21 protein-coding genes are annotated in these 25722 nt (G+C 41.5%); 8 read left to right on the top strand and 13 right to left on the bottom strand.

The features are described from left to right. Positions 1–13: 13 nt before the first annotated feature. The 4 genes from GDK41_RS12035 to GDK41_RS12050 form a co-directional block, all read right to left on the bottom strand. Complete coding sequence (locus GDK41_RS12035) at positions 14–3412, bottom strand: AAA family ATPase (RefSeq protein ID WP_152086630.1); 3399 nt, start codon at positions 3410–3412, stop codon at positions 14–16. 55 nt (positions 3413–3467) lie between these two features. After that, a complete protein-coding gene (locus GDK41_RS12040; protein ID WP_152086631.1) occupies positions 3468–4199 on the bottom strand; it encodes a TrmH family RNA methyltransferase in 732 nt (243 codons plus the stop codon). A 68-nt stretch (positions 4200–4267) separates the two neighbouring features. Beyond that, positions 4268–4993 carry a DUF6445 family protein gene (locus GDK41_RS12045; protein WP_152086632.1) on the bottom strand — a complete coding sequence of 242 codons (726 nt, stop codon included), beginning with the start codon at positions 4991–4993 and terminating at the stop codon, positions 4268–4270. A gap of 233 nt (positions 4994–5226) precedes the next feature. Further along, positions 5227–7722, bottom strand: coding sequence for a S8 family serine peptidase (locus GDK41_RS12050; RefSeq protein ID WP_152086633.1), 2496 nt, complete (start codon positions 7720–7722; stop codon positions 5227–5229). A 482-nt stretch (positions 7723–8204) separates the two neighbouring features. On the opposite strand from GDK41_RS12050, the gene GDK41_RS12055 reads away from it, so the two are divergent. The 5 genes from GDK41_RS12055 (at position 8205) to GDK41_RS12075 (ending at position 12063) form a co-directional block, all read left to right on the top strand. Continuing rightward, complete coding sequence (locus GDK41_RS12055) at positions 8205–8672, top strand: curlin subunit CsgB (protein WP_152086634.1); 468 nt, start codon at positions 8205–8207, stop codon at positions 8670–8672. Positions 8673–8695: 23 nt separating this feature from the next. Next, on the top strand, positions 8696–10354 hold the full coding sequence (locus GDK41_RS12060; protein ID WP_172971608.1) for a curlin: 1659 nt from the start codon (positions 8696–8698) through the stop codon (positions 10352–10354). 77 nt (positions 10355–10431) lie between these two features. Beyond that, positions 10432–10815, top strand: coding sequence for a CsgE family curli-type amyloid fiber assembly protein (locus tag GDK41_RS12065; protein WP_152086636.1), 384 nt, complete (start codon positions 10432–10434; stop codon positions 10813–10815). Between the two features lie 2 nt (positions 10816–10817). Continuing rightward, the gene (locus tag GDK41_RS12070; RefSeq protein WP_152086637.1) at positions 10818–11240 is read left to right on the top strand and encodes a curli assembly protein CsgF; all 423 of its coding nucleotides are present in this window, start codon (positions 10818–10820) and stop codon (positions 11238–11240) included. Further along, the gene (locus tag GDK41_RS12075) at positions 11227–12063 is read left to right on the top strand and encodes a CsgG/HfaB family protein (RefSeq protein WP_152086638.1); all 837 of its coding nucleotides are present in this window, start codon (positions 11227–11229) and stop codon (positions 12061–12063) included. Before GDK41_RS12070 ends, GDK41_RS12075 begins: the two co-directional genes overlap by 14 nt. On the opposite strand, the gene GDK41_RS12080 is transcribed toward GDK41_RS12075, so the two are convergent. After that, positions 12008–12703, bottom strand: a complete 696-nt coding sequence (locus GDK41_RS12080) for a helix-turn-helix transcriptional regulator (RefSeq protein WP_172971609.1) — start codon at positions 12701–12703, stop codon at positions 12008–12010. The two genes, GDK41_RS12075 and GDK41_RS12080, sit on opposite strands and share 56 nt — an antisense overlap. 396 nt (positions 12704–13099) lie before the next feature. On the opposite strand from GDK41_RS12080, the gene GDK41_RS12085 reads away from it, so the two are divergent. After that, positions 13100–13396, top strand: coding sequence for a hypothetical protein (locus GDK41_RS12085; RefSeq protein ID WP_152086640.1), 297 nt, complete (start codon positions 13100–13102; stop codon positions 13394–13396). A 65-nt stretch (positions 13397–13461) separates the two neighbouring features. Here the strand turns inward: GDK41_RS12085 and speB are convergent, their stop codons facing one another. From speB to GDK41_RS12110, 5 genes are all read right to left on the bottom strand, one after another. Further along, positions 13462–14385 (bottom strand): agmatinase, encoded by a 924-nt coding sequence (speB, locus tag GDK41_RS12090; RefSeq protein ID WP_152086641.1) that lies wholly within the window; start codon positions 14383–14385, stop codon positions 13462–13464. A gap of 3 nt (positions 14386–14388) precedes the next feature. Continuing rightward, positions 14389–16302 carry a biosynthetic arginine decarboxylase gene (gene speA, locus GDK41_RS12095; protein ID WP_152086642.1) on the bottom strand — a complete coding sequence of 638 codons (1914 nt, stop codon included), beginning with the start codon at positions 16300–16302 and terminating at the stop codon, positions 14389–14391. A gap of 227 nt (positions 16303–16529) precedes the next feature. Beyond that, positions 16530–17120, bottom strand: a complete 591-nt coding sequence (locus tag GDK41_RS12100) for a CBS domain-containing protein (RefSeq protein ID WP_152086643.1) — start codon at positions 17118–17120, stop codon at positions 16530–16532. A 53-nt stretch (positions 17121–17173) separates the two neighbouring features. Further along, positions 17174–17455, bottom strand: coding sequence for a hypothetical protein (locus GDK41_RS12105; protein ID WP_152086644.1), 282 nt, complete (start codon positions 17453–17455; stop codon positions 17174–17176). A 77-nt stretch (positions 17456–17532) separates the two neighbouring features. Next, positions 17533–18834 carry a hemolysin family protein gene (locus GDK41_RS12110; protein ID WP_152086645.1) on the bottom strand — a complete coding sequence of 434 codons (1302 nt, stop codon included), beginning with the start codon at positions 18832–18834 and terminating at the stop codon, positions 17533–17535. Between the two features lie 259 nt (positions 18835–19093). Between GDK41_RS12110 and cysZ the strand changes: the two genes are divergently transcribed. Next, entirely contained in the window at positions 19094–19819 is a 726-nt protein-coding gene (gene cysZ / locus GDK41_RS12115; protein WP_152086646.1) for a sulfate transporter CysZ, read from the top strand. A 135-nt stretch (positions 19820–19954) separates the two neighbouring features. After that, positions 19955–21289, top strand: a complete 1335-nt coding sequence (locus GDK41_RS12120) for a glycerophosphodiester phosphodiesterase family protein (protein WP_152086647.1) — start codon at positions 19955–19957, stop codon at positions 21287–21289. Positions 21290–21348: 59 nt separating this feature from the next. On the opposite strand, the gene GDK41_RS12125 is transcribed toward GDK41_RS12120, so the two are convergent. From GDK41_RS12125 to GDK41_RS12135, 3 genes are all read right to left on the bottom strand, one after another. Next, positions 21349–22116, bottom strand: coding sequence for a substrate-binding periplasmic protein (locus GDK41_RS12125; RefSeq protein ID WP_172971610.1), 768 nt, complete (start codon positions 22114–22116; stop codon positions 21349–21351). A 91-nt stretch (positions 22117–22207) separates the two neighbouring features. Then, positions 22208–24526: a response regulator gene (locus GDK41_RS12130; RefSeq protein WP_152086649.1), complete on the bottom strand. Its 2319-nt coding sequence runs from the start codon at positions 24524–24526 to the stop codon at positions 22208–22210. Continuing rightward, positions 24523–25548: a cytochrome-c peroxidase gene (locus tag GDK41_RS12135; RefSeq protein ID WP_152086650.1), complete on the bottom strand. Its 1026-nt coding sequence runs from the start codon at positions 25546–25548 to the stop codon at positions 24523–24525. The genes GDK41_RS12130 and GDK41_RS12135 overlap by 4 nt, the downstream gene beginning before the upstream one ends. Positions 25549–25722 lie beyond the last annotated feature (174 nt).

Genomic DNA, 25722 nt, shown 5'->3' on the forward strand with positions numbered 1-25722 from the left:
ACCTTTTTTATTATTACGCCTGTGCCATTTGCACTGCTTGTTCAATATCAACGGCAACCATGCGAGAAACCCCAGGTTCTGCCATGGTTACCCCCGTCAGCCTACCAGCCATTTCCATCGCTATTTTATTGTGGCTGATATAAATAAACTGCACTGTTTGCGACATTTCTTCTACCAAGCGACAAAATCGACCAACATTGGCATCATCCAATGGCGCATCAACTTCATCGAGCATACAAAATGGCGCAGGATTGAGTCTAAATATAGAAAACACCAATGATAATGCGGTCAGCGCTTTTTCTCCACCACTTAACAGATGAATTGTCGAGTTTTTCTTGCCTGGTGGCCTTGCCATGATAGAAACACCACTTTCAAGTAAGTCATCACTAGTCAATTCTAAATAAGCGCTTCCGCCGCCAAACACTTTTGGGAACAGCTCTGCTAAATCTTCGTTAACCTGATCAAACGTCGCCTTGAACCGTGTTTTTGTCTCACGGTCAATTTTTTTAATTGCCCCTTCAAGCGTATCAAGTGCTGCTGTTAAATCCTCTAACTGCCCATCTAAATACTCTTTGCGCTCTTTAGCCTGTTCAAACTCGTCAATAGCAGCTAAGTTAACCGCCCCCAGCTTTGATAAACTTTGACTTACAGTGTTTAAACGCCCCTGATGTGCACTTTGTGTTACGTCATTAGTTAACTGAGCTAACACCTCTTTTAAACTTTGCTGTAATTCTTGTAATGGCTCAAGCGCGGCTTGTGCTTTGATCATCACCCCCTGCTCATCAAGCCTAAGTTGCTGTAATTTATCATTGACTATCTGAACTTCAGATTGCGCAGATTTCAAACTTGCCTGCTTGTCTTGGAATTGTGCTTTAGCGTCTGCATGCTGTTGCTTTAGTTCTGACAGCAACGCTTGCTGTTGCTCATGCTTTTCCAGTAATGAAGCTATTTTTTCTTCTAATTCAGCAAGAGGCTCCTGAATAAACACCTGTTCTTCAAGCAACTCCTGTAATTGATCTTGTGCCTGCGCTTGGCTTTGCTGCAAATGCTGCGCTTTAGATTGACTTAACTGCCAGTCGCTCGTTGCCTTTTGCAGTTGCAATTTAGCATCATGTAAACGTTGCTGCGCTTTTTGCTTACTACTAAGTGCTACTTGCAGGGCCTGCTTGGCCTGCTCAAACTCAGCATAATAATTAGCACTATTTTGTTGCAACTTACCCAACTGCTGCTCGCAATTGTCAAGCACTTGCTGGCATTGTGTTACTTTATTAGCCTGTTGCGCTTGTTGTTGCTGTGTCGCATGCAATTGCTCAGACAGGCTTTGTTGCTTTTGTTGCCAAATGCTCACTTGTTCTTTGAGCATATCTATACGTGTTTGCGTACTTGCCATCTCTTGCGCGAGTTGGTGAACTTGTGCTTTGTTCTCTTGTAGTTGTTTATTACACTGATTAAAACCTTGCTCAGCATCCTCAAGTTCGGTGTTCAAAGCCATTGTTTGCTGTTCAAACTCAGGCAGCTGTTGTTCAAGCTCTCTAAGCTGGGCATGTTGTAACAATACACTACTTTTGCTCTGCTGCTCGCCATTACTGCTTAATCGCCAGTTATCACCATACAAGCATCCATCGTTATCAATCGCAAGCAACCACTTACTGTCAGCAACATATTTCTGATCACTGGCTAGTAATTGAATATGATTAAGCAGCGTTGGGTAACTGCCTGACTCAATTAAATTTGCCACTGAGCCTGGGTTAGCGGTGGTTTGTGTCGGCCAAACCGCATCACTTTGCGGTCCGTTTGCTTGTTTTAAGTGTGTTAACCCAAGCAATGCTCGCTCTACAACTGATTCAGACCCCGCTTGCACTCGTAACGATGCTAAATAGCTTTGCTCTTGCGTATCTTCATTCTTATTAAGCACTTGTTTTAGGGCATTAATATTAGCTTTGCAAGTTGCAAGCTCAGATTGATAACCACGGAGATCTGTTTGTAGCGTTGCTTTTTGCGTGCTCAACGCAGCTAATTGCTCATTAAAGCTTTGAGCATGCGCTTGCAAACGCGCCATTTCTTGGGCTTTTTCACTGTAAGCAGTGCGCTGTTCTGCAAGCTCATGATTAAGGTTTTGCGCTTTTAATTGATTTAACTGCTCATTAAGCGTTTGATATTTTTCTTGCTCATGGCGGTGTGCTTGCACTGCTGCAGATAAGTTTTGCTGAGCCAAGTGCAGCGCTTGCTGTGCTTCGTGTTGCTGAGTGTGGATAGCCTGTTGTTGAGTTTCAAGGTCTGCATACTCATCTAACAAGCTCTGATGGTTTGCCTCACATTCTTGATATTGCTCTGCAAAGATGAGCTCATCTTCAACACATTGCTGTAACGTGTCGTGCAGGTCGTTAACATAGTCTTGTTGCTCCACCAGCAAGCGCCCAGCTTCAACGTGTGCTTGCTGTTGCTTATCAACATTTTGTTGCAAGCTACGTTGCTTATCAAGCAAATGGAGTTTTTGTTGCTCAGTACGCGTAAGCTCGGTATGAATTTGATGAATGCCATTTTGCTGCTCGCTTATACCTTCACTAAAATAGCTTACTTGATTTTCAAGGCTTGCCAGCACATCATCATGACCGCCATGGGCGGTATTTAAAAAATCTAACTGCTGCTGTAATTGACTTATTTGCTCAGATTTTTCCAATTGCTTTTGGTGAAGTGCTTGCCATTTAAGTACCGCCAACTCGCCCTTCAACGTGCGCTCTTGTGCTTTTAACTCACGATATGATTTTGCGTCTTGCGCCTGAACGGCTAGTTTATCTAATTGGTTTTGAAGTTCTTGTCGAACATCCAGCAAACGCTCTAAATTTTCACGGGTACTTTTGATACGAGTTTGTGTTTCTCTGCGCCGCTCTTTGTATTTTGAAACACCTGCCGCTTCTTCTAAAAACACTCTAAGTTCTTGCGGTTTACTCTCTATCAAACGCGAGATCATACCCTGCTCAATAATAGCGTAACTGCGAGGGCCTAACCCTGTTCCTAAAAAAATATCGGTGATGTCTCGTTTACGACATTTACTGCCATTTAGAAAATATAGTGATTGTCCATCACGGGTTACCAAACGCTTTATCGCAACTTGGTTTCTGTCAGCAAGCGTACCTGGCAATCGCCCTTGCGCATTGTCAAATACCAGCTCAACAGATGCTTGAGAAATGGCTTTTCGATTGGTAGAACCATTAAAAATAACATCGGTCATGGCGTCGCCACGCAAGTTTTTAGCAGAACTTTCACCCAAGACCCAACGCACCGCGTCTATCACATTGGATTTGCCGCAGCCATTTGGACCGACCACACAGGTCATTGGATCTGGAAAAGGGATTTTGGTGGGTTCAACAAATGACTTAAACCCTGCCAATTTGATACTGCTTAAACGCATATTGTTATTTTTATTCGTAACTTAGGTAAAAAGATAGCAAAGCAAGCAGTAAAAATTAACCGCCACGTTTGATGTTATCTAAAATAATCCCTGTCGCCATCGCAACATTCAATGACTCAGCGCCACCAAATGACGGTATGGTGATCGGTGTATTAATATATTGCCCCACTTGCTGACGTATACCGTGAGACTCACTGCCCATCACTAAAACCCCTTTTGTCGCAAACTCAGTATTGTGTACACTTTGCCCATTTAAATATGCGCCATAGATAGCACCACTGTATTGTGCTAAAAATTCAACTAAATTAGTACGCACAATATTAACGCGTACAAAGGAGCCCATAGTAGCACTAATCACTTTTGGATTGAGATGGTCGGCACAATCTTCACTAACAACAATTTGCTTTAAACCATACCAATCAGCGACCCGAATAATTGTCCCCAAGTTGCCAGGATCTGATACGCCATCAAGGGCCAATACTATTGTCGACTCATCTATTGGCTGAGGCTCTGGCGATTTTACAATAGCTATCGCGGCATTGTTGCTAGTTAGCGTGCTCGCTTTAGTCAAGCTGTCAGCATCAGCTTCAACATAGTCTATATTTTGCAGCTGCGGTCTGTGCTCACTAATAAACTGTGGGCTTGCAAATAGCTGCTGTATTGGGATATTCGCAGCTATTAGCTCCTGAACATTTTTTTGTCCTTGCACTAAATACAGGCCATGCTGCTTGCGATATTTTTTCTGCGCTAATGCGCGTAAAAGCTTGAGTTGGTTTTTAGAGATCATAGCTACCCCAGTTGAAGAATCATGAATTATACCTGAGGCAGCGCAAAATGCGAAAGAGCAGTCGAGGTTTACTCGTCGTCTGTCATCCAAAAAAAGGTCACTGCCAAACGTTTATTATCATTGTTATCACCAAAATAATCGCTGGCGCTGTGCGCAAGATTCCCTTTAAACAAGGCTAAACGATTAAAACGATTTTCTATTTCGACGTCTTCATACCAAGCACTGATTGGCAAAGCTTCAATATTAAGCGCATCAACAAGATTACGATAAGGTGCATAAACCGCGTTACCACCCGCCGCATGATTAGCATAACGCAAGCGGTAAAATGAGGTTCCCGAATGTGCTCTAGGGTTTGGTGTAAGATATAAAACAGCTGCGTAGCGACATAGCTGCCTGTTGTCCACATGTGGACGAGCAGCCCCTTCTTCATCACCAACCAAAATAGCAGTGTTGGTATCAACAACAACTTTGTCTGAGTCTGCAACCCAAAGCTTATCTTTGCCCAATTTTGCTTTTACCCACTGCTCAACTTGCTCAAGCTCTTCACTCGTTAACGCATCTGGTGAACGTCTCCCTGGCCATAACTCTTCAGTATATGGTTTACCTAACTTCCAATCTTGCTTGTTAAGGCAACGCTTGCGAATGGCCATTGCTTGCTCATCTGAAAAAAAATTGTCAGCAACCCAAAAATTTTTCCCTTCCTGTGGTTTTTCATATGGGATCTGGGCAAACCCGTTTGGAATTGCAGGTAACTCCTCTTTACCCGTTAATTTGGTATGTACAAATTTTGCCAAAATGACTCCTTAGCCTAGATTCTATGATTACTCTCGGTCATTTTACATCCGCAAATAGACACACCCACCTGTGTACCTAATATTAGCTTTAAAGACCTTGTTTTAATTTGGTCAAATACTCTAAGTGATTTAGGCCAGGTTTGCACCTGTAAGTCGTTAGGTTTTTTGTCGCAGAACAATAAAACCAAAAAAAAGGGACCTATAAAAGGTCCCTAAACATAAATTACTATTGATTATCTAAAAGTAACCGTCACTTCCTCTGAGCAGATATTCTCACCGACACAGATTTTGTATACGTATTGTTGTTGTGTTGCTTGGCGAATAAAGTCACGGTAAGTTCCTGTATTCGCGGCTGTTGCAATCTTAGCGCCATCACGGTACACATCAATACTATCCGATGATGCACCTTGGTAAGCAAGTTCAATACGTGCATAGTCTAACCGTGTTTTGTTAGCACGTTTAACTTTTAGCTCCAACACTTGGTCAACCACAGTTACTGCTTGTGTTGTGGTGCTAGCCAGACCAGTCTCGTCAGTGACAGTCAAAGTAACTGTATATGTACCTGCTGCTGCGAAAGTATGGCTTGGGTTTTGATCCGTTGATGTGCTTCCATCGCCAAAGTCCCATGCCCAGCTAACGATGTCGTTGTTTGCATCAGTACTAGTATCTGTAAATGTTGCATTTAGCATGTCAGCTGCATAACTAAAGCCAGCTACTGGCTCTGCAGGAGAAACATCACCTAATCCTGTCAATGTAAGTGACCACTGATTTAAGGTACCCGTGTCTTGTGCGTAGGTATCTTCTACTTTCAGTGTCCAATCACCCGTTGCCACTTCTCCGTTAAAGGCATCAGATTCAAATGAACCATTAATATCGTCCGCACTACCACCTGCTTTATTATGCAGTGTTGCTGTCGTCCCGGCTGGTGACGTCAAGGTTACAACTAAATCGCCGATGTAAGTGTGTGTGATATCTAGGAAAGTACTAGAGTCAAAAATAGTCACTTGATCTGCAACTGTGATCACAGAAGTAATGCCCGTAGGGTCGTTATCAGGAATATCAGCACTCGTATCATTGCTATAAGTGAAATCGTTTAAGCCTTGTGGATTAACATACAGTGATACTTGCTTAGTTTGTACGAGTTCTCCACTGCTTGCCGTTACATTGAACGTATAACTGCCCCATTGTGTTTCCGCTGTGGTTGGTACTGACAATGAGAAGCTTTGACCAGGCTGTACAACATCAGAAGATAAAACTGCACCCGGTAATTCACCCTCAACAGTTAATGCCACATCTCCTGTCCAATCAGCAACTGATAACACATCAAAATTATAAGCTGCTGTATCACCTGCGACTATTTCTTGTGACGCAGGTACAACTGACAACCTAAATCCTGGCTCCGGATCTGCGTATTCAAGAGCGCTTGCTGCATTTAAACGCTTTCCAGATACCACTTTACCATTTAAAGCTTCGTTATCATCGCCAGAGTCCATTAATACAGCTTTTAACTCTTGTGTTGTTAATGTTGGATTAACAGACAACGCAAGTGCCGCGACACCAGCAACATGTGGTGTTGCCATTGATGTACCTGAGAAAGAGCTATAACCACCACCAGGAACGGTAGATAGAATTGAAGAGCCTGGCGCACCTAAGTCAACACTTGTTAATCCCCATTGAGAGAACCCTGACATGTCATCAGTATGTGTCGTACTTGCAACTGCTAAAATTGAGTCATGCTCATAGCTTGATGGGTAGTGAGGATTAACATCATTATCAACCGCACTGTTACCAGCCGCTGCAACAAATAAGATACCCGCTTCTTCTGAGGCAGTCAGTGCATCAGCCATTGCTTGGTTGAAACCGCCGCCGCCCCAGCTGTTATTTGATACTCGAACATCAACACCCGCTTCACGTAAACCGACTAGGTAATCGATACACTTGATCGCATCTGATGTTGAACCACTGCCTGATGAGTCTAAAAATTTACAACCAACAATTGACACTTCGTGGTTTACACCTACAACACCTGTTGCATCGTTACCGACCGCGCCAATTGTTCCCGATACATGCGTACCATGACCTTGGTCATCCATAGGATCACCCGCATTGGTAATTGCGTTAATACCGTGGATATCATCAATGTAACCATTGCCGTCATTATCGATACCATCGCCTGGGATCTCATTTGGGTTAGTCCACATATTAGCCGTTAAGTCTGGGTGAGTATGATCCACACCAGTATCGATTACACCAACAACTACGTCACGACTACCAACAGAAACATCCCATGCTTCTACAGCGTCAATATCTGCATCAGCCACACCGCCTGTTTGTCCTGTGTTGTGTAAGCCCCAAAGTTCACCAAATCTTGGGTCATCTGGCGTACCAAGTACAGTGACAGTGTAATCAGGCTCTGCATATTCTACGGCTGGGTGTTTGTTTAGCGCTTGAAGTGCGCTTTTCGTGTCTTTTTTGTCGAGCTTAAATTTGGCCAAGCGACCTTTTAGCACATGGCGGTACGCATCATCTATTTCATCTTGGTTAAGGTCACTGATTTTTGCAGCCACTAATTTTCTAGCTGAGATACGCTGCTCTTTTGTAGCTTCTTTTTTGTACACCACAATTAGTGCATCATCTGCTGCACTAACAGTTTGTTTATCAATGTGAATTGCAGCCTGAGAAAGACAAGGGATTAAAGCAAGCGTTAAAGCCGATAATTTTAAATTCATTGTTGGGATCCATTCAGTTTGTTTATCAAGTCATGTCTTAATGACATAAAACTTAAAATCACAAGTAGCCTCACCGATTGAGCCTACTCACTTTTGAGTTCCCACCTATGTATGTTGAGTATAAAAGCAATCTTGTTAGTACGTTACATGCACAATAGTAAAGTACCGAAAACATAAAATTAAGCAACGCATCTAGAAAACACTATATCGTCAAAGTGCGCAAGCCAATCTAAGTAAAACCACAAAAACAGACTAAAAATACAAAAACAAACATATAATTAACAAAAATGTATGAGGAACAAGTCGTAGCCAAATAAGGGAGGCTAGTTATTTTTTACTGCTTTTTGAGTAAAGAAAAACTAACAAAATTTAAAACGATGATTTAAAACATATTTTTTTTCACAAAAATTTCGTATTCCCTCTTTAGGTACTCTTGTCTAATGTGGGGTACAAGGTCTTCAATGCAGTAAAAGTGAAACAATATGCTAACAAAAGAAAAGGCGCAGCGCGTTACATTACTTAATACAGTATTGTGTAAATATGTAATGTTACCCGTGTCTTTATTTTGCAGCAGCTTTGCTTTTTGCGGCTCTGTTGACTTACAAGAGTCCCCCTTGTCTTTGAGTATAAATCCTTCGTTGTCAGTACATGCACAATTACTCGCAACGATAAAGCAAAATGGAACATTTAATAAAGCAACGATAACGCAAATAGGTGACGAGTTAAATCTGGTGTCACTTGTGCAATTGGGTTCAAACAACTTGGCCGAAATTACGCAAGCTGGCGCGCATAATAGCGTTAACCTCGTTCAGTATGGCAATAACAATTATACGTCCATCGTGCAGCAAGGTGACGCTAATGTCGTCAATCTAACGCAACTTGGTGAACAAACGTTGCTGATCCACCAACTTGGTAATGAGATGGTGCTCAATGTCAGCGTTAATAAATAATAATGATACACAAGGAAAATATCATGCTAAAAAAATCACTCATTTCCTGTGCCATAGTAATGGCGCTGGGTTATGGTAATGCAGCACTCGCTGCACAGCCACAGAGTAAAAATACGCAAGACACTATCCAAAGCGACTTTATGGCTGGCGCTGCGCAAAACCGCGTTGAAATAACCCAAAACTCCACCGCTGGAGCCACTTCGGGCAATGAAGTTAACTTGCTACAAAGCGGCGAAACCAATGGCGCAAAAACAACTGTAACAGGCGACGCAAACCATATTACCGCTGAGCAAAAAGGCAATGACAATCTTCAATTAACCACTGTAACTGGACAAAGCAACCACATTACTCATTATCAAACTGGCAACAATGCGAAGTCTAATACAGAGCTAACGGGTGACGCTAATATGGTGTCTTTCAACCAAAGCGGTGATACTGGCCGAGGCGGTATTTCAAACCAAATCAGGTTAAAAGCGCAAGGCGATGACAACACTGTAAATGTTACGCAAAGCTCGGGGGGACACTGGACATTTATTGATGATTTACAAGGTCATAATAACGAGATAAATGTAGAACAACACGGTGAGTGGGGAGAAGTGCGCCTGAAAGAGATCGTAGGCGAAGAAAATGAGTTCATCATTGAGCAAGATGGTTTTTGGAATATCGCCGAGGTTACCGAACTTGAAGGCAATGAAAATACCATAAAAGCAACTCAAGAGGGTGATAGCAACCGCTTTAACTTAAACCAACTTGTTGGCGACGATAACCGCATAGACGCAGAGCAAAGAGGTAATGATAATGCCGTAGCAGTTACCGAACTAACAGGGCAAGACAACCGTTTAGAGTTTGAACAAGCGGGCGATAGAAATAACTTACAAATTGACCTACTTAATGGTAACAGCAATAGCCTAAGCACCAATCAAAGTAATGATGGAAATAGTATTTCATTCGCAGTGGTTGAAGGTGATGATAACGACCTATCAGTAGGACAACAAGGTGAAGAAAATACCTTTACCAGTGAGTTAATTGTAGGAACTGACAATAAAGTATCAGCACAACAAACCGGCAACTCAAATACCCTAGAAGCAGACGTTGTTGGTAATGACAACCAGTTCAACACATTGCAAATGGGTGACTCAAACACAACATATCTGGGTGTGATAGGCGACAATAATCATTTATCAACTCTGCAAAGCGGTGATAGCAACGACACGCATATCGCAAACTTCAACGGCTCTGACAATACCTTTGTTGTAAGTCAAGCTGGTGATTTAAATGTAATGAGAATTCAAAACTCATACCCTAATACGTCACTAGCAACGTCGGGTAACTCTATTTCTGCAGTCCAAGATGGTGATGAAAATGATTTAAGTGTCACTATGAGCAGCGAAGTGGCAAGCCAAGGCAATACATTAGATTTAATGCAAGACGGCAACTTAAACGCTATCGATCTCATGCTAGAAGGGTCAAATAATAGTGTTGATATCATGCAAATGGGTGACATGAACATGGTAACTGGTATCGACGAAGGCGCATTCGTTATTGCTGGCAACGATTTAAGCTTAAATATCCTACAAGAAGGTACTGGCAACTTAGTTGAAGGTGGTATGTCGCAGCTTAATGGTGATGTAACCGTAAATCAGTTAGGTGACTACAACACCACAACAATTATACAACAATAATTGCGTCATTTAATAATCGATAAGCGGTGCCCGTTGGCACCCTTATTACTTGCACTAAAGAAAAAGTGGAAGAGCGAATGAACTGTCTCATTAAAATATTCATTGTTTGCACTTTTCTCATACTCAGCCCGTGCAATAAAGCAAACGAAATCAGTGGCTTCTTACTTGATCAAAGTATCAGCCGCTCAGGTCATGAATTCTATCGCCAGTTAAGTACTTTATGGCTAGATATTCCCTCTACTGCGGGGGCGACCGTAACCATAAAAGAAACTCTTATACCAAAAGCAGGAACCATTTTAACCGTAGAGCTCAACAATCAAACAGTGTACTCAACTTACCTAGGTCGCAGGTTAAAACCCGTTGACGATCAAGTAGAAGAAGCTGCACTAACCCTAATTAAAGTGCTTGCGAGCAATAATTTCAGCAAGTTTAGTGATGACTTATCAAGCAGTGGTCTTTAACTATGAAAAAAAACCTTTTCCTTTTACTAGCACTCAGCCAAGCAAGTTATGCTAGCGAACTCGTTTACACACCAATCAATCCAAGCTTTGGTGGCAACCCACTTAACGCCAGCATGCTTATGAATAAAGCACAGGCACAAAATAAGCATAAGGCTCACGTTGAGCCCAAGAGCTATGCAGAAAAAATGCAGGAGTCTTTAGAGAGGGCCTACATAAATAGAATTGTACGTGAAGTAACGGACCTTGCATTCGGTGAAAGCTCAGATGAAAATGTGTTTGGTCAAGATTCTGTTTTTGTCAGCGGTGATCATCAAATAAGAATGCTAACAAGCAATGCTGACAGTATTACCATAGAAATTACCAACCTCGTTTCAGGGGAAGTCACAACAATAGAAATTCCGAGGTTTGGCAATGCGCTTCCATAAGTCATATTTTATTAGTTTACTAGTCATTGTGTTGAGTGGCTGCTCTCATATTACAAATACGCTGCCACCGGATATCTCCCAAGCGCAAACGTTAGAACATACCCTAACCTATAAAGAACTGAAATCGTTGCCAAAACCCATGGGCAGCATTCCTGTATCCGTATATTCATTTAGAGATCAAACGGGTCAATACAAACCAATCGCTAACGTAAGCTCATTTTCTACTGCGGTAACACAAGGTGCCTCGGCCATACTTGTGCAAGCACTTAGTGAAACAGATTGGTTTGTGCCCGTAGAACGTGAGGGCTTACAGAACATACTCACAGAGCGAAAAATTATTCGAGCAGCTCTGGATAACAGCGACAATGAAAGCCATGCACTGCCCCCGCTGAAAACGGCAAAGATCATTCTTGAAGGTGGGATCATCAGCTACGACTCAAATACCAAAACAGGTGGACTTGGTGCTGAATACTTTGGTATTGGGGTTTCTGAGTTATATAGAGAAGATATTATCTCAATTTACATGAGAGCAGTCGATGTTCGAACTGGTGTAGTATTGACGTCAGTGGCCACAACCAAAACAGTACTGAGCTTTGAAATGCGAGCTGGCTTTTTCCGCTATGTCAGTTATAAGCGACTAGCAGAAGCCGAAGGAGGATATAGCAATAACGAGCCAATGCATATATGCGTTAAACAAGCAATTGAGAAAGCGTTGATAGACCTTATCAACAGTGGTATTGATAAAGGGTTATGGTCAGCTACGCCCGTTACTCAGAATACGAACGAGTTAACGCATCAGGAAAAAACTGCCTCGCCCAATTAAGTAGCTCTATGCGGTTTCTTGATTTGGTTTTTCGAAACGCACTGTACAGGTGCGTTTTGACTGTATGATCGCTAATATGAAGTTTATTGGCGATCTCCTTATTTTGCGCTCCCTCAGCGATTAACTTAACGATGGTTTTTTCTCTTTTTGTTAAATTAAAAGCCCCGTCTTCTAACTTTGGCGCCGGCGCTGGGTTACTAAAAATGGCATGCTCAACAAGTAACTCTGAAAAAGTACTGCTGATAATGCTGCGCCTAAACCACAGCTCACCGTCTTTTACTGCTTTAATACCTTTTAATTTGATATCAGGCTCATCTTTGGCATATATCACCCCTTTAACGCCTGCTAACAATGCCCGACGTTCATCAACTTGACCTTCAGTGGCATTAAATAAAATGAGCGATTTTCTTTTAGCCAATACCGCCATATCGAAGGAATATACTTCTTCACAGCTAAAGCCTGTTAAATCGACAAAAACCAGCTGCTCAATCGGTAGTTCAACCAATGCCTTATCACATTGCAGTACACTAGATGTAATATTTAAAAGCTTGAGTAAACTCTGAATAAGCTCAAGATTGTCATCCGACCTACATACAGCAGTTCGGGTTACTATTGTCGCTTTACAATTCACTTTGCCCATATAAATTCCTACTATACTGAATACACAACCCGCTTGTGCCTGACTTATTGCCATGAACCTTCAAACTACACAAAATCCCTTTACATGTAAATAAGATGTTTTAATTTAAAATAAAAATCATTTACAAATAAAAACAAAAGAACATTTTAAACAACAACTTAAAAAACATCACCTCACAAGCTTCCCATGCCTTTTTTTTAACAAAATATATTCAATATGCTTTCATTCGTTCCCTACTTCAAGAAACTAATAAATTTTTATTAAAGTAAATTAATCTCGGGCCGATTTACATTAACTATAGATTTATACATTTGCTGTAGCTGTATAACCGGATTGGCAGCATTTAAAGCAAAGCAAACATGCTGGATAACAGCAATCAAAATAGGCAATGCGATTATGGGAATTGAGTTTAATGTGATCATATTAAATATGATCGTGCTCAGTATTGCGTATGGGTTAATCTACCCTTATTGTGCGAATACTTTAAAAAAAATATCACTGCAAGATATCATCGCGGCGTGCGTTTCGCTATCTGTTGTGGGATCTGTGTTTTATGCAAGTGGCGCCAAATTTAGTATCGTATGGATTAACGTAAATTGGTTTTGGTTTACCCTCATAACGTTTATTGCGCTCGAGCTACCATTATTTATTTGGTATGCAAGACGCTATCATTTACCCTTTCCCAGTAGATAAAAAAATGCCGAATGTTACTTCGGCATTTCGCATGACAGGCTCACTTTTTAGTGAGTAAAAAGACATCAAGGCCTGTGTTTTACAGCCCAAAGGTGTAACAACTCATGGGCGATAGTCGCAGCCGCGATTGCCGTGAGTTCACTTTGATCGTATGCAGGAGATACTTCTACAACATCCATCCCCACCATATTTACCCCCTGTAGAGCACGTAAAATCTTTAATACTTTATCGCTTGTTAGCCCACCACATACCGGTGTACCAGTTCCTGGTGCAAAAGCGGGATCTAAACAATCAATGTCAAACGTTAAGTACACAGGTAAGTCACCTACCCTAGCCTTAATTTGTGCAGCAATCTGCTCGGCAGATAAATCGTTTGCTTGCATTGCATCAATTACGTCAAAACCATGACTTTGCTGGTTATATTCAGTTCTTATCCCGATTTGCACCGAGTGCTCAGCACTGATCAATCCTTCTATTGGTGCATGATAAAACATCGTACCATGATCATATCGAGAGCCTTGGCTATACGTATCTGTATGGGCATCAAAATGAACTAATGCCATTTTTCCATACACATTATGGTGCGCTCGAAGTAAAGGTAAGGTCACAAAGTGATCTCCCCCCAACCCTAACAATGCTTTTCCTTGCTGCAGTATTTGTCTCGCTGCTAACTCTAATTGTGCAGTAAAGTATTCCGGGTCGCCGGTTGGATATGTAAAGTCACCCGCGTCAGTAATACTCAGCTTATCCCAAAGAGAAAATGTCCAAGGGTATTTTTTTGACTCCCATGCCAAATGCACTGAAGCCCTGCGAATAGCATCTGGCCCCAAACGTGCCCCAGGGCGACCAGATGTAGCCAAATCAAAGGGTAAACCGAGCACCACAACATCTGAGTCAATATTTGTTATATCTCGCACCATTGGCTGACGTAAAAACGTCATGCCATTGGAATATAAAGAGTGATCGGTATGGTCAAACAACTGATTCATAAACTAAACATCTTCCAAATATGTATAACCATCCAAGCCTTGCTCTAGTTCCATTAAACACAGCGCTTGCTCATTTTTTGGCAACTTACTTTTTACTTGTTGGGCAAAATTTGCTTTAAATTGTGCGACGTCTAAATGTACATATCGCATCATGTCCGCAACACTATCACCCTCGTCAACATCGCTTAGCTCTAGTAGACCATCGTTATCTAAATTTGCGATGACGCTATGTGTATCACCAAAAAGGTTATGCATATCGCCCAAGATCTCTTGATAAGCACCAACCAAGAAAAACCCAAGTAAGTAAGGCTTGTTTGCGTTGTATTCAGGCACTGGCAAAGTACTTTCAATACCCTGTCCATCCACATAATGTTCAATCGTACCATCTGAGTCACACGTAATGTCGAGCAGCACCGCGCGCTTTTTAGGCTCCTCGGTTAGACCACTGAGCGGCAGTACAGGAAAAACTTGCTCTATCCCCCAAGCATCAGGCAAAGACTGAAACAAAGAAAAATTAACAAAAAACTTATCTGCCAACTTGGCACTTAGCTCATCTATTATTGGTCGATGAAAACGGTTTTTGTTGTCCATCCTTTTATTAAGTTCATAACATACGCGCAAATTAATTTGCTCAGCCCATGCTCTTTGCTCTAAGTTAAGTAAACCCATCGCAAACTGGCTATGTACTTCAGCTAAATCGCTCTGAGTATCATGATAAATCTCTATCAATGCTCTATCGTCTTTTTGACCACTTAATCCCTGCCAAGAAGTCCACATATTATGTAGTAAACGCGGGGCATCATGCTCTGGCGCTAAAACCACTTCAGGTTGATAACTTTCGGTACCAATCACATCTGTGATCAATACAGCATGGTGCGCAGTGAGCGCACGACCAGACTCAGAAATAATTTTCGGCATTGGCTGCTCGTACTGCTTACACGTATCACCGACTGTGTATACAATGTTATTTGCATATTCAGCCAAACTGTAATTCATTGAATTGTGAGATTGACTGCGAGTACCGTCATAATCGACTGCAAGCCCACCACCGACATCTAAGCATTGCAAGTTAGCACCTAAACGACGCAATTCGCAGTAAAAGCGTGCAGCTTCGCCAACCCCTAAGCGCACATCACGAATATTAGCCATTTGCGAGCCAAGATGAAAATGCACTAGCTGTAGCGCACTTAACAACTTGGCCTGCTCTAGCTGGCTTATCACCGCCAAGACTTGTGACGCTGATAAACCAAACTTAGACTTTTCACCACCACTGGCTTGCCATTTACCTTTGCCTTGTGACGCTAAGCGAACACGCAACCCTAACCGTGGCGTTACGTTTAACGCTTTGGCCTGCGCCATAACAATGTCAAGCTCAGAGCGCTTCTCAAGTACAATGTACACTTGATGTCCTAGCTTTTCGCCAAGTAGTGCCAAACGCACATATTCTTTGTCTTTATACCCATTACATACAATAACGGCCGATGTTTGCTCACTCATAGCAAGTACTGTTAACAACTCGGCTTTGCTACCCGCTTCTAGGCCTAATTGTTTTTTCTCATTACCAGCTTGGCTTGCAATCAACCCTTCTACCACTTCACGTTGTTGATTTACTTTTATTGGGTAAACCAGCAAGTAGTCTTCAGGATAATTGTAATCTGCAATTGCTTGATTAAACGCATCACAAATACTGTGAACACGCTGACTTAATATTTGCGGAAAACGCACTAGAGCAGGCAATGCATACCCTTGTGCTTTGATCTGCTGAGCGATATTTTCTAAAGTCACTGCATGCTCTGGCTGAGACAGTTTTGGCATTGCGGTAACCTCTCCCTGATCATTAATACCAAAGAAGCCTTGGCTCCAATGGCGCACGTTGTAACAGTCACGTGCGTGTTCAGAAGAGATGTTTTTGGCCATTAAAGTTCCTTAAAGAAGTAATTGGTTGTAGGACTCATTTTTGCGCATTACAAAGAATTCAGGTCGTCATGTCTAATGAAATATTTCACTCTTTAAGAGTAGTGAAATCACTCGTTACAGAGAGGATACAGACATGAAAAAGGCACCTTCCGGTGCCTTGATTTTCATTAACTTTATTTTTGGAGTATCGAATTACTTTACCGCTAGGAAAAGTAATTGGAATGAGTTTAAATTTCAGCGTGGTGCCATAAGCTGTCCACTATTTCGCTAAAAGAATTGGCACTTTTTACTTGATTAAGTTGATAACCAATCATGCGACTGATATCAATCAAGTCAAAATAGCCACATATCCGCTCAGGTGTTTGACTCACCACCAGCAAGTGCTCTTGGCCCGACGTTTCCATGCTTTTAACAATATCTCCTACTCGGGCTGTGTGCAAAGCTAGCTCATTGACACTGCTTAAAGCCGACAATGGGATCATAATATCTGCAACAGTCATATCTGCACGATGAATGCCTTTTCTTGCGGAAATTTTGAGTACATAGCTACTAGCCAAACGCGCTTTAGAAATAAGCCCAAGCATATTGTTGTAACTATCTACAACAAAACTGATACGCATATGGGTCTGTTTCATAATAAGCATCGCATCATCCAGCCCAGTATTACTGTCTATTAGTTGCGGTGGTACTTGGTGAAAACCATGCATGGCCTCACTGGCCGGACTATCGAGTGAAATGACGATATCGCTATCCAGTGAAGTATTAAAGTGAGTATTTTTGGCAAGCGCTTGGCTGCCTATAGTTTGGTATTTAGACATAACACCACCTCTAAAATAAGCTGACGACAAAAGTTATATTTGTTTTATAAAGCTTACTTTAGAGGTGGGGCACGAATAGCTAAATTGAGGTACTGTGACGCGGGAGGTGATGATACCTTGCGCTCAGTAACACTTGTATCTACGATACCCCAATCGTAATTTATTGAGCCAACAATAAGCTCTTGAGGATCGTGATCAATTGGGTCTGAATCAATAAAAATGCTTTGCTGTTGTTCGTAGTGGTTTTCTACTTGGGCATAACTCATTGGCGCGCTGATCACTGATAGGAACAACACACACAAACAAGAAATGACAAACCAATTACGAGACCGCATTAACACTCCAAATTAGGTTAGGCGCAAAAAACCGTGCCTAACCTCAGTGTATGGGCGAGGTTTAAAATTAGCAAGTATTAAAGTGTTACCTCAGTTAAAGAATCTTTTATTCGACTAACCAGCAACTGCTCCACTCGCACTCCTTCAATATCAATGGCCTCAAATTTAAAGCCATCGCATAAAATATGGTCAGCTCGCTTTGGTAAGCGCTTTAATCTATAGATCAAAAACCCAGCAACTGTTTCATACTGATTGGCCTCTGGTGGCTCTTCCCAACCAATAACTCGGCAAAGATCTACCATTGGCGTTGAACCATCAACAAGCCATGATTCATTATCACGTTGCACAATTTGCTCTTCACCATGAAATGTCACCAAATCTCCCATAAAACTGCTCATGAGATCTTTTATTGTGACAATGCCAACAATTAAAGCATATTCGTTCACCACTACCGCAAATTGTTCATTGGCTGATTTAAATGCATTGAGTGCCTCAGAAAGCGTTAGTGTCTCAGGTAAGTAAAAAACTTCCTTTTCGATAATCTCTTCGGTTAAATGTACCGCTTCGCCGCGCAATAATTGCTTAAGTATTTGCTTGGTATCAACAAAACCAATTAACTTATCCAAATGTCCATCACATATTAAAAACTGGTTGTGGGGGTTATCTAAAACCTTCTGACTGATCGTTTCACTGTCATCGCCGATATCTAAAAATGCAATGGACTCTCGTGTAGTCATGGCCATGGGTAAAGTGCGGCACTCCAATTCAAGTACATTACCGATCAGCTGATACTCTTGTGCCTGTAACGTACCATTTTTTGCTCCCGCATCCATCATTGCGACAATTTCTTCTGTTGTCACTTCATCTTTTCGCTCAGTGGGAAAGCCAAGTAATTTCAATACCAAATTAGTCACTCCATTAAAAAATAGGACCAAGGGCTTGAACGCCGTTGTGACAGTATTCATCAACCCGACCACCCTAACAGCAACAGCTTCAGGCATTAACATTGCCACGCGTTTTGGTAATAAATCTGCGAATAAAATAAATAGTGAGGTAATGATCATAAATGATATAACAAAACTGATCTGATCTAACATAGCCCCTTGATACACGATTGTAAGGTAAGAACGTACCGTATCGGTAAGTGCTTGCTCACCCAAGATCCCTCCAAGAATAGCAATGGCATTCAAAGCGATTTGTACCATTGCGAAGAACGCCCCAGGCTGAGCTTGCAATTTTAGTACTTGCTCCGCACCATGAAAGCCTTCATCCATCATTATTTTTAGCTTGATTTTACGTGCAGCTGCAATGGCTATCTCTGACATTGCAAACAAAGCACTGATAAAAATCAAACATACTATCCCAAGCAATTCGCTCACTTAATGGTTTCTCCAGTAGAAGTCGGTTGGCGCTTTAAAAATCAGTTAAAAAGCGAGCAATTGTAGCGCAACGCTCATACTAAGCAACATATATAAACAACCAAAAATCAAACACTTAAAAAATATATTTTAAAAGATTTGGCATTCACCCATTGGCTGAGTATCTGTAGCAATAGTTTGTTACTCATTTGGGTTTATTCACTTGCCACACTCAGCGTATACTGTGGTAAGAAATTAACAGATTTATTTGAGGTAAGGTGTGCAGTTAACCCAAGGTATCGAGTATTTTCTTTCTGGATTTTCTTTGATCACACAAAAAGGTTTGAAACGCTTTGTGTTTATCCCACTACTGATCAACATATTGCTCTTTGGTAGCTCATTATTCTTTTTATACGACTGGCTCATCCAAGGGTTCGACTACTTGAATAACTTATTACCAAGTTGGCTAAGTTGGTTGGAATGGTTAATGTGGCCCATCGCTATTATGGTTATTCTATTTAGCTACAGTATGGTGTTTACCGTGATCACAAACTTTATTGCTGCACCGTTTAATGGTTTGTTAAGTGAAAAAGTAGAGATGCATCTAACAGGGCAAAAAGTAAATGATGACGGCTTAGCAGATCTGCTCAAAGACGTGCCACGTATGCTCGGTCGTGAGTGGACAAAGCTATGTTATTATTTACCTCGCGCTATTGGCTTTTTTATCTTACTTTGGGTATTACCTTTAGTAGGGCAAATATTATGGGTTATGTTCACTTGTTGGATGTACAACGTACAATACAACGATTACCCGTTTGACAATCACAAAATTCACTTTCAACAAATGAAAAATGATCTAAAAAGCAAACAAGGTCTATCTTATGGATTTGGTTTTGCGGTGTTTGCTCTTACATCAATTCCGGTGATTAACCTTATTGTGATGCCCGTTGCTGTATGTGGTGCCACACGTTTATGGGTGGATAACTATCGCCAAAATTATCGATAGAAATCACTATTCAAAACATTAGAGTGTAAATTCTAATTATGCTCTAATGTTTTGTTTGTCATATAGTTATCATTTTTCCTTCACTTTACTTCTGTAGCGTTTGTTTTCTTTATATAAACAAGATGATGTACTAACATGAAGTATAAATTACTACTGTCTATTAGCGCTTTATTGGCGTTAAGTGGATGCAACGACGACACAAAAGTCAAAGAAGTAACCAAAGAAGTTGTGGTGGAAAAACCAATCACAGTTGTTGAGAAAGTGGAAGTGCCTGTAATTGTTGAAGTTGCCAAAGGCGGTGCCAACGATGCCTATATAGGTGCTAGAGCGCAATTTTTGGTTAACCAACTCCAAGAAGGCAACCTCAAAACAAAATTGCAAGCATGCCAAAATGGGCCGTTCTATAAAACTGACTTCTCAATTGGTCACAGAGGTGCGCCAATGCAGTATCCTGAGCACACCAAGGAGTCATATGTTGCCGCAGCAAAGATGGGCGCTGGCATTTTAGAGTGTGACGTTACCTTTACCAAAGACAAAGAGTTAGTTTGCCGCCACTCCCAGTGCGATTTACATACCACCACAAACATTTTAGCGATCCCTGAGCTTGCAGCAAAATGTACGCAGCCTTTCACACCAGCAAACGCTCAAGCGGGTACGCCGGCAAGCGCACAGTGCTGTACCTCAGATATTACTTTGGCTGAATTCAAACAGCTAAAAGGGAAAATGGATGGTGCTAACCCAACGGCGACAACCGTTGAAGGTTACTTAAAAGGCACAGCTAACTGGCGCACAGATCTCTACTCAAGCCAAGGTACGTTATTAACCCACAAAGAAAGCATTGAGCTATTTAAGTCACTTAACGTAAAAATGACACCAGAGCTCAAGTCCGCAAGTGTTACGATGCCTTTTGAAGGCATGAGTCAAGCTATGTACGCCCAAAAAATGATCGATGAATATAAGGCGGCAGGCGTTGCTGCTAAAAATGTTTTTGCACAGTCTTTCAACTTGGAAGATGTGAAATACTGGATTAACAACGAAGCAGACTTTGGCGTACAAGCGGTCTATTTAGATGATCGCTACGATATTGCCGGATTTAATCCAAACAACCCTGACACATGGCAGCCCACTATGGCAGAGCTTAGTAATGATGGAGTTAAAATCATAGCGCCCCCTCTGTGGATGCTTGTTACCTTAGACAATGATAAAAACATTGTACCTTCAGCATACGCAAAAGCAGCAAAAGAAGCGGGTCTGGATATTATTACTTGGACGCTAGAGCGCTCTGGTCCCCTTGCCACTGGCGGTGGCTGGTATTATCAATCAATTAGTGATGCTATTAACAGTGATGCCGACGCTTTAGTATTGCTTGACGTGTTAGCCAAAAAGGTTGGGGTTATTGGCGTGTTCAGTGACTGGCCGGCAACAACCACATTTTACGCAAGCTGCATGGGTATGACACCAAGTATTTAATCATTTCTGAGGGCCCCAAAGGCCCTTCTTAAAGCTCTCAATATGGCACCGATTGCGAGCTATTCTATGCGCTCGCGTATCAATTCATACCTACCCGACGCTTTTAATTGCTGCAGCGCAAAATTAAAACTATCTCTGAGCTGAGCATCACGAAAACCGACATAAAACCACAGCGGGTTGTTCTCAACGGGTAACAAGGCCTTACCCCAGCTTGAATTCGAATATCGATACCTTCGCTCTTTCAATTGCATCAAATGCCAACGCAACAACGTATCATCAATCAAAATTACTTCACACTTTCCAGATATCCAATCAATCACTTGTTCACGCTGCTTAGGATATTCGACGTAATCTTTTTTATTGGCAACCATTTGTTCAATGCGCAAATGTTGTTTAGCATTTTGCCATGCACATATGCTGTAATTTTGCAGTGCATCCATCGTCGCTATTGAAAAGCCACGGTTGTTGTTATGGATTGCATAATTACTATAAGAGATAAAAGGAGATGAGTAAAAAAGCTCTTCATCACTTTGCTGAACTTCAACAGCGATATCAACCTTAGCAGATAGCAGTAAACGCTCCATACGGCGGTTTGAGACAAAAACGCTTTGATAATTCCAATTCAAGTTTTGTGCTAAATGAGCAAACAGCTCCACACTAATTCCAGATTGACTCGATTCATCAACATAAGGAGGACGACTTTGACCAAATGCGACTACCATCGTGCCAGACTCAGCAATTACCACACTGTGGTAAACAGCAACCACTAACCACAGCACACTAAAAGTAAGCTTTCTGGATAAACACTTAATGATCATTCTCCTCATACTACTTCGCCTACATGTATGTCGGCCTGCACGTGTAGTGCATTTAACACAGTGTAATGTACAACGGTAAAACACACTATTAGACTTCGAGCTAACAATCACCCACATTCACATAGTCTTGAAGAATCGCTTTAAGTTCATCAACTTTAAACGGCTTACCTATATGCGCATTCATACCTGCAGCGACATACTTTTCAACTTCAGAGCCCATAACATTAGCTGTTAATGCGATAATTGGTAACTGCTCTGAGCTAAACTGTTTGCGGATTGTCTGAGTTGCAGTCACCCCGTCCATCACTGGCATTTGTATATCCATAAGAACAATATCAAATTTATCAGTGCCGGCCATGACAGTATCTACAGCTTGTTGACCATTGACGACAACATGCACTTTCGCCCCCATATTAGTTAGCATTTTTTTGGCCACAATCTGATTAATTTCGTTATCTTCCACCAGCAACACCCTACACTTAAAACACGTTTGTTGCTGTAAATCAGTTCCCTTCGCACTTTGCTCTTTTTCGTTTTTAATTGCGCAATGGCTTTGCATAAGAGCATCAACAAGGTCTTGTTTAAGTAACGGTTTGTTAAGAACAGGAAATTTTAAATTGCTGTCCAAGCAGTTATTAGAATAAGCGGTATAAATAATTACACGCTCGGGAAGCAACGAAGCATTATCTAGACGAGTGAGTAGCGTATCTGCTTCGCAGTCCGGTAATTTCCAATCAAGTAACATTGCATCAAAATCACCATTCAACAAGCACTGCTCTGCACCTTGGCCTGTCGATGTTGTTGTTACGATTAGCCCAATGGACGTTGCAATATTTTCACTTATTTGCGTATAAACAGGATCGTCCTCGACAATAAGTAGCTTTCCTACAAATTCAACGGGTCGTTCAATTATTCCGTCTCCATCAGTTTTAAGTGGCAACCTAACAGTAAATACAGAGCCTTTACCCACCTCACTAACAACACTTATTTCTCCGCCCATTAGCTCAGTAAGCATCTTACAGATTGTCAGTCCAAGTCCAGTACCACCATATTTTCGTGTTGTAGAAGACTCCGCTTGCGTAAAACGCTCAAACAAACTCTGTAACTTCGATTGCTCAATACCAACCCCCGTATCGGCGACAGATATTTCTATCCACTGGCTATCTAAATCTGTTCTGTCAGGTATCCCTTTTACAGATAGCGTGACTTTACCTTGCTCGGTAAATTTGACGGCATTTGAGGCTAAATTAAGCATGATTTGACCAATGCGAACTGGGTCTCCCAAATATTGAGCTTGTAGCTGTGGGTCTATATCAAAAACCAGCTTAACCCCTTTGGTATTTGCTATAGGCGTGATCAACGACCTTAAGTTGTCCAGTAACTCCTCAAATTGAAAACATACCTGCTCTATATGCAATTTTTTTGACTCGATTTTTGAGAAATCCAATATGTCATTAATTATCGTGGTTAACGCGTTGGCAGAAAAACGTACCTTCTCTAAATAATTTCTCTGTATTGCCGTCAGTTTTGTCGACAATAAAATGTCAGTTAGGCCAACAATCCCATTCATTGGTGTTCTTATTTCATGAGACATATTTGACAAAAACATCGACTTTTTTTCTGCGGCTTTCGTCGCCACCTCATTTGCTCGTTTGAGTTCTACTAACAGCCTTAATAGTGCAACCAACACTAGCAAAAATGTTGAGACTAACGTGAGTAATGTATATTGGATCATTTTCCAATAATTTGAATTGATTGAGTGATTGAGCTCCTGCATATTTTTTTGAATAACATCAGAGAAGCTATTTTTTTGAATAGACTTAAGTAATTTTGACGCCTTAGTCGCATTGTCCATAATAAATTCTATATGCAACCGTGCAACTCGTAAGTCAGGTAAGCGCCGCTCAAGCTGCTCTAACATAGCCAATTGCACTCTCAATTGTGTTTGAACAGCATTAACAACAGGCTGAGAATTAGTCATCTGCAAATTAAAAATCAATGCAGCACATGTCCTCAAAATAGACTGACTAGTCTGAGAACTCTCAGGACTATCAATACTTTGCTTTGCTACATATTTAAAGGATGTTTTCAACATCGAGGCAAGTTGCATATATGTATCAACCCCAACTCGGAAAGCTTCCATGTCTTTACCGATTTGCTCACCCAGTAATCCCTGGCTAGCAAGTTGTCGACTCACTCTTTCAAACTCCAACTGTTTATGAGCGTGCTTATCAAAGTGATTAATATTTGCGTCAATCGCAGAAAGCGTTTCTAGTGCTAATTCAGTTGTCAGCCGATTGAGCTCCGCTTTTAATGTCAGCTCAGCCTGCAATGATTTTAACGTGTGATACTGATCGATGGCATGCGACCCTGTTAGCCAGACCAAAAATAATAATACAACCTCAATTAAATACTTCACTGCACAAGCGACCTTGGCAGCTGGCCTTCAAAGGCATGAAACAAGGCTTCCAAGTCTAAAATATCCTCATCACTTAAGTTTAAACCCAATTGACCTTTAGCCATTATCCTTATCGCTTCAGAGAGCTCATCAACAGAGCCATTATGAAAGTAAGGTGCTGTTAATGTGACGTTACGAAGGCTTGGCACCTTAAATACGTGCTTATCTTCCTCGTTATTCGTTTGATTGAATCGCCCTAAATCAGTTAGCAAAGATTGCGGAACGCTATCCAATCGACCAATCTTCTGATAAAGGTTACCGCCAATATTTTTCCCTTGATGGCAAGTTATACACCCAAAGTTCATAAATTTTTGTAAGCCCCGCTGTTGTTGTTCGCTCAATGCACTTATATCTCCCAACAAATATCGGTCTATGGGGGTGTCTTCTGACACTAAGGACTCCTCAAATAAAACCAGCGCTTTGACAATATTTTCGGCGTTTATTCCATCAGCAGAAAGTGCATTAAAGCTTTTCAAAAAACCAGGTTGAGCGGTCAGCTTGGCTATCACTTGCGGCCAATTGGTCGCCATTTCTACTGGGTTATGAATAGGCCCATGAACTTGCTCCGCTAATGTTGCGCTACGCCCATCCCAAAATTGCCTAAAGTTAAACGCTGAATTAATAACGGTTGGTGAATTTCGTTCACCAAGTTGCTGATTGACGCCCAACGACACAGGAAAACCGTCATCGCCTCCGTTATACAGATCATGACATGATGCACAAGACACCGTATTATCGACCGACAACAAGGGGCTTTTAAATAATGCCTTACCCAATTGCACCCACTGTTCATTATATTGCTCAATAAGCGGTAAAGGTTGTAGAGCTGCATCGACCTGTCGCTCAATAAACTTAGCGTCAACTGACGCAGTCTCACTCCCCTCAAGCAAATCGCTCGGTACAGCACGACTCAGTTGCAGCCAAAAACTGACGAAAATCGCACATAAAACACTTAAGATCAGTACAATATACTTGGTGGTCATAATGACTCCAACGCCTAATGAGTCACTGAAAATATAGGAAAAGTATAGTAGATAACATCAATTTTAAGAGACTCCAACAAAAAAATGATTTGCAGAATTACAATTTTGACCACCAGATTGATCACTTAATTACGATGCAGGTTAGCTATAACATTGCCCTTCGGCGCATTCAGA

The organism is Pseudoalteromonas sp. A25, from assembly GCF_009176705.1.
Lineage (GTDB): Bacteria > Pseudomonadota > Gammaproteobacteria > Enterobacterales > Alteromonadaceae > Pseudoalteromonas.